The organism is Mesorhizobium sp. M1E.F.Ca.ET.063.01.1.1, from assembly GCF_003998155.1.
In the GTDB taxonomy this organism is placed as follows: Bacteria; Pseudomonadota; Alphaproteobacteria; order Rhizobiales; family Rhizobiaceae; genus Mesorhizobium.
On sequence record NZ_RZSC01000382.1, the window covers coordinates 1 to 5,624 of the forward strand.

The window sequence follows — 5,624 nt, forward strand, 5'->3', positions numbered from 1 at the left end:
CGTCGGGGATGCCATGGCCATTGTCGGAGACGACGAGCTTGACCTCGCCGCCGGCGCGCTCCAGCGCGACGCGCACTTTCGGCGCGTCGGTGGCGCCGGTCGAGTATTTGATCGCGTTGTCGACGATGTTCGACAGCGCCTGGCCGATCAGCTCGCGGTTGCCGTTGATGGTGACGGCTTCCGGCACGGTGGCTTCCAACGCAACGCCCGCCTCCTCCGCGACCGGCTCGTAGAGCTCGACGACGTCGCTCACGGTGGCGGCGAGGTCGACCGCACTGGTCGTCTCGGAGGAATAGCCGGCCTCCAGCCGCGAGATCATCAGGATCGCGTTGAACGTCTTGATGAGCTGGTCTGACTCGGCGATCGTGCCCTCCAGCGCCTGACGGTAGTCGGTCGTCTTGCGCTTGCCGGCAAGTGTGGCCTCAGCGCGGTTGCGCAGTCTGGTCAGCGGCGTCTTCAGGTCATGGGCGATGTTGTCGGAGACCTGCTTCAGCCCCTCGTTCAGCCTCGCGATGCGGGCGAGCATCGTGTTGAGGTTTTCCGACAGGCGGTCGAACTCGTCGCCGGCACCGGTCACCGGCAGCCGTCCGCTGAGGTCGCCGCCCATGATGCGGCGGCTGGCGTCGGAGACGCTGTCGATGCGCTTCAGCGCCGCGCGCCCGACAAAGAACCAGATCAAGAGTCCGCCGAGGCCCATCATCCCCAGCGCCAGCATCAGCGAGCGGCGAATGACGGCGCGGAAGCGCTCGGGCTCGCCGAGGTCGCGGCCGACCAGCATGATCATCTGGTTGGGGAGTCTCAGCACCAGCGCGATGGCGTTATGGCCCTTCTCGCCCTCGGATTGCGCGCCGCTTGTACCGGTCGAAGGCGCGGTCTGGTCTCCACCGCGCAGTCGGTCGAGTTCGCCCTCACCGAAGCGCTGGTAGGAAAAGGGTTCGGTGGTCCAGCCCTCGGTCTCGATGACCCCCGGCTCCAGGCTCTGCACGTTGCCGGTCAGGATCTGGCCGTTGGCGTCGGCGATCAGGTAGAGATTGGCGCCGGGCTGGCGGGAGCGCGCCTCGACCACGCGCACCAGCACCGGCAGGCCGCCGCGCTGGTAGGCGCGAGCGAGGCCCAGCACCTCGTCGTTGATGGTATCCTTGGTCTGCCCGGTCAGCATGCTCGCCGACAGCGAGGTCATGTAGAAGACCAGCAGCACGGCGCAGAGCGCGAAAAGCAGGAAGTAAAGCGCCGAAAGCCGGGCCGCCGTCGTCTTCATGATGGCCGGCAGGGAGAGAGCCATGATCGGCTTTAGCCACCTTTCAGCATGTAGCCGGCGCCGCGGATCGTGTGCAGGATCGGCTTGTCGAAGCCCTTTTCGATCTTGCCGCGCAGGCGCGAGACGTGAACGTCGATGACGTTGGTCTGCGGATCGAAATGATAGTCCCAGACATTTTCCAGCAGCATGGTGCGCGTCACCACCTGGCCGGCATGGCGCATCAGATATTCAAGAAGGCGGAACTCGCGCGGCTGCAGCGTGATCTCGCGGCCGGCGCGCCTGACCGAATGCGACAGGCGGTCGAGCTCGAGATCGCCGACACGGTAGACGGTCTCGGACTCACGCGCGCTGGCGCGGCGGTTGAGCACCTCGACGCGGGCGAGCAGTTCGGAAAAGGCATAGGGTTTTGTCAGATAGTCGTCGCCGCCGGCGCGGAGGCCGGTAACACGGTCGTCGACCTCGCCCAGCGCCGACAGGATCAGCACCGGCGTGGTGTTGCCACGCGAGCGGAGCGCCGCGATCACCGAAAGACCGTCGCGGCGCGGCATCATGCGGTCGACAACCATCACGTCATAGTCACCGGCATCGGCCAGCGCGAAACCAGTCTCGCCATCGCCGGCAACGTGGGCGGTATGGCCCGCCTCGGCGAAAGCTTTCTGCATATAGTCCGCCGCCTCGCGATCGTCTTCCATGACGAGAATCTTCATGGAGCCGTTATACGCGATTTCAGCGGAAGATTGAGGGGCAGCCATGGGCTCTTGCCTTCAAGTTAAAGCGGCAGCGGGTGATGGGAAACCCACTGCCGCCAGGAGCGAAACACGGTGACTGACTGACGTGCTCGGCCCCATGTTTTCCCGGCGGCGGGTCGGGGGTGTTGATACCGTCGCAGGGAAAAGTCGTTGACCGTTGGCGATCAGCCCTTGCCGACCGGCAGCGCGACGAAGCGGTTCGAGTCGTCGCGGGTGATCTGCATCAGCACGGCCTTGCGGCCCGCCTTGGCGGCATCCGTCATCGCCTTGGAGACGTCGTCGGTGGTGTTGACCTCGGCCGAGTTGATCGAGGTGATGACGTCGCCGGGCTGGATGCCGCGGTCGGCCGCATCGCTGTCCGGATCGACATCGGTCACCACCAGGCCCTTGCCGTTTTCCGACTTGGTCACGGTGAGGCCGAGATCGGCAAGCGTGTCGGCCTTGGCAGCGGGCGCCGACTGCTTGCTGCTGTCCTCGTTCGAGGCCTGCTTGTCGCTCGAGGGCAGCGTGCCGAGATCGACCTTTACCGTCTCGTCCTTGCCGTTGCGCCAGACGGTGACGTCGACCGACTTGCCCGGCGCGTAAGCACCGATCATGCGGGCGAGTTCCTTCGGCGAGGCGACATCCTTGCCATCGACTTGGGTGATGACGTCACCGGCGACGATGCCTGCCTTCTTGCCGGGACCGGCGTCCTGGGCACTCGAAACCAGCGCGCCCTTGTCGGACTTCAGGCCGAGCGACTCGGCGATGTCGGAGGTGACCGGCTGGATCTCGACGCCGAGCCAGCCGCGCTGCACCGAGCCGTTCTTCATCAGGTCTTCCACGACCTGCTTGGCGGTCGAGGCCGGAATGTCGAAGGCGATGCCGACGCTGCCGCCCGACGGCGAGAAGATGGCGGTGTTGATGCCGATCACCTGGCCGTTGAGGTTGAAGGTCGGGCCGCCCGAATTGCCGCGGTTGACCGAGGCGTCGATCTGGATGAAGTCGTCGTAGGGGCCGGCGCCGATGTCGCGGCCGCGGGCCGAGACGATGCCGGCGGTGACGGTGCCGCCGAGGCCGAACGGATTGCCGACGGCCACCACCCAGTCGCCGATGCGGATCTTGGAGTCGTCGGCGAAGTCGACATAGGTGAACTTGCCGCCGCCATCGACTTTCAGCACGGCGAGATCGGTGCGCGGATCGGTGCCGATCAGCTTGGCGTCGAGTTCCTTGCCATCATTGGTGACGACGGTGAAGTCCGAGCCTTCCGAAACGACGTGGTTGTTGGTGACGAGGTAGCCGTCCTCGGAAATGAAGAAGCCCGAGCCTTGCGCGACCGGACGCGGCTCGCCATTGCCGTGGTTGCGATGGTTGAACGGGCGCATGCCGAACTGCTGGCCGCCCTGGTCGCCGAAGCCGCGGAACTCCTTGAAGAAGCGGCGCAGCTGCGGATTGTCGGGCAGGTTGTCGAAGCCGTCCTGATTGTCGGAACCGTCATCGGCGGTCGGCTGGATCTTGGCCTTGACCTTGACGCTGACGACCGCCGGCGAGACGTGCTCGACGACATCGGCGAAGCTCGGAACCTGCGGGGCCTCGACGCGCACCGCATCGGCCAGCACGGGGGCGGTGCCGGTGGCAAGCGCGCCCACGCCGACCGCACCGACGACAGCCAGGGACGCGACGGCCGCCATCAGGCGCTTGCCGGTGCTGGAGTATGAATTGGGGGCAATATTCATGGGTTTTCGTATCCTCTTTCGAAGGGATGCCCTCAGGCGAAGCATCCTCGGGCAAGAGGATTAGAGCGGCGCACATTACGGCGCCATTTCCGGTACATGAAGATTTTGTAATGTTGGCGATCGGCAGGGATGCGTTGGGATCACGAGGTTCAAAAATGACCACGGGCCATACCAACCGAATTCGAGTCTCAGTCGATTGGGAGGCCAAGATGATCGAAGGCATCAAGCGCGGGATAGCCGATGCAAAGGCGGGCCGTGTGGTGCCTCACGAAGCTGCGATGGCGGAAATCGACGCGGTGATCGAGGCCGTGGACGCTGAGCGCACAGGCAAGGTGTGAGGTATGCCGCGCTCGGAGGCTAGGCGGAAGCACTCGCGACGGCACAGGAGTCTCGGCCAACCTCCGAGGTCCGCAATTCGTGCGTCAGTCGCGCAGCAGCTTGTCCAGCGCCGCCTGTTCCTCCGCGCTCAGAGCGCCGTCCGGCGCTGGCCGGCGCGAGCGGGCGCTCATCACGATGAAGATGCCGCCGGCCAGAAGCAGAAGCACCGGCGTGCCCCACAAAAGCGCGTTGCGCAGGCTGAAGCGCGGCTTCAACAATACGAACTCGCCATAGCGCGAAACGATGTAGTCCATCACCTGCTGGTCGGTGTCGCCGGCGACAAGGCGCTGGCGCACGAGGATGCGCAGGTCGCGCGCTAGGTCGGCGTCGGATTCGTCGATCGACTGATTCTGGCAGACCATGCAGCGCAGGCCTTCGGACAGCGCGCGCGCCCTCGCCTCCAGCGCCGGATCGGCCAGCACCTCGTCGGGCCTCACCGCCTGCGCCGTGCCGGCGAAGACCAGGGCCAGCAGGAGGAGCAGGAGGCCAAGCGAAAACTTCGCTTTCATGTCGCGCTCGCGGATGCTGCGGCGGCAGCCGGCTTGCGGCGCCTCGCGGGCGCGCCGACCCGCAGGCGGCGGTCGAGCAGCGACATGGCGGCGCCAGCCATCATCACCAGACCGCCGCCCCAGATCAGCGTCACCAGCGGTTTCCACCACAGGCGCACGACGACGGAACCGTCCTTGCCCTCGTCGCCGAGCGACAGATAGAGCTGGCTGAGGCCCAGCGTCCGGATGCCGGACTCGGTCGTCACGGTCTGCCGCGCCGGATAGAAGCGTTTTGCCGACGTGATCTCGCCGTCGGCATTGCCATTTGAGATCAGCAGGAAGCGGCCGCGGTCCTCGGTGAAGTTCGGGCCTTTTCGAGGGAACAGCCCTTCGAAGCGCAGCGTGTGGCCGGAGAGGTCCACCGTCTCGCCGGCGCGCATGGTGAGGATCTTCTCGGTGCCGAAGGACAAGGTGCCGACGATGCCGAGCAAGGTGAGCCCCAGCCCGAGATGGGCAAGGGCCGTGCCGAAGACCGAGCGCGGCAGGCCGGCGAAGCGCCTCAGAATGACGGCCGGCGTCACCGAGCCGACGCCGGACTTGACGGCAAGGTCGGTCAGCGCGCCGGCGACCAGCCAGACGGCGAGGCCGACGCCGAGCGCGGCGAAGACCGAGCCGCCGTCGATGAACAGGCCGGTGACCAGCATCGCGGCAATCGCCAGCGCGAAGGCGGCCATCAGGCGCTGGGAAGCGGCGAGCACGTCGCCGCGCTTCCAGGCAAGCAGCGGACCGAAAGGCACGATCGCCAGCAGCGGCAGCATCAGCGGGCCGAAGGTCAGGTCGAAGAAGGGCGCGCCGACCGATATCTTGCCGCCGGTGGTGGCTTCGAGCACCAGCGGATAGAGCGTGCCGACGAGCACCGTCGCTGTCGCGGTGGTCAGGAAGAGGTTGTTGAGGACCAGCGCGCCCTCGCGCGAGATCGGGTGGAAGAGACCGCCGGCCGTCAGCCGCGATGCGCGCAGGGCAAACAGCGCCAGCG

General features: G+C 66.3%; 5 protein-coding genes and 1 pseudogene. 1 reads left to right on the top strand and 5 read right to left on the bottom strand.

Features of this window, described 5'->3' with window-relative positions; all coding sequences use genetic code 11:
- From EOA29_RS23180 to EOA29_RS23190, 3 genes are all read right to left on the bottom strand, one after another.
- A partial coding sequence (locus EOA29_RS23180; protein WP_145969754.1) for a HAMP domain-containing sensor histidine kinase occupies positions 1-1,282 on the bottom strand: 1,282 nt, incomplete at its 3' end.
- An 8-nt stretch (positions 1,283-1,290) separates the two neighbouring features.
- Positions 1,291-1,965 carry a response regulator transcription factor gene (locus tag EOA29_RS23185; RefSeq protein WP_126094978.1) on the bottom strand — a complete coding sequence of 225 codons (675 nt, stop codon included), beginning with the start codon at positions 1,963-1,965 and terminating at the stop codon, positions 1,291-1,293.
- 206 nt (positions 1,966-2,171) lie between these two features.
- Positions 2,172-3,722, bottom strand: a complete 1,551-nt coding sequence (locus EOA29_RS23190; RefSeq protein WP_127221611.1) for a Do family serine endopeptidase — start codon at positions 3,720-3,722, stop codon at positions 2,172-2,174.
- A 191-nt stretch (positions 3,723-3,913) separates the two neighbouring features.
- Here EOA29_RS23190 and EOA29_RS23195 point away from each other — a divergent pair.
- Positions 3,914-4,060: pseudogene (locus tag EOA29_RS23195) on the top strand (CopG family transcriptional regulator); the annotation flags it as partial.
- A gap of 84 nt (positions 4,061-4,144) precedes the next feature.
- On the opposite strand, the gene EOA29_RS23200 reads toward EOA29_RS23195, so the two are convergent.
- Together EOA29_RS23200 and EOA29_RS23205 are read right to left on the bottom strand one after the other, a co-directional pair.
- Complete coding sequence (locus EOA29_RS23200; RefSeq protein ID WP_126094981.1) at positions 4,145-4,609, bottom strand: cytochrome c-type biogenesis protein; 465 nt, start codon at positions 4,607-4,609, stop codon at positions 4,145-4,147.
- The coding region (locus EOA29_RS23205) for a cytochrome c-type biogenesis CcmF C-terminal domain-containing protein (RefSeq protein ID WP_281061103.1) at positions 4,606-5,624 on the bottom strand (1,019 nt) is incomplete at its 5' end. The genes EOA29_RS23205 and EOA29_RS23200, both read right to left, overlap by 4 nt.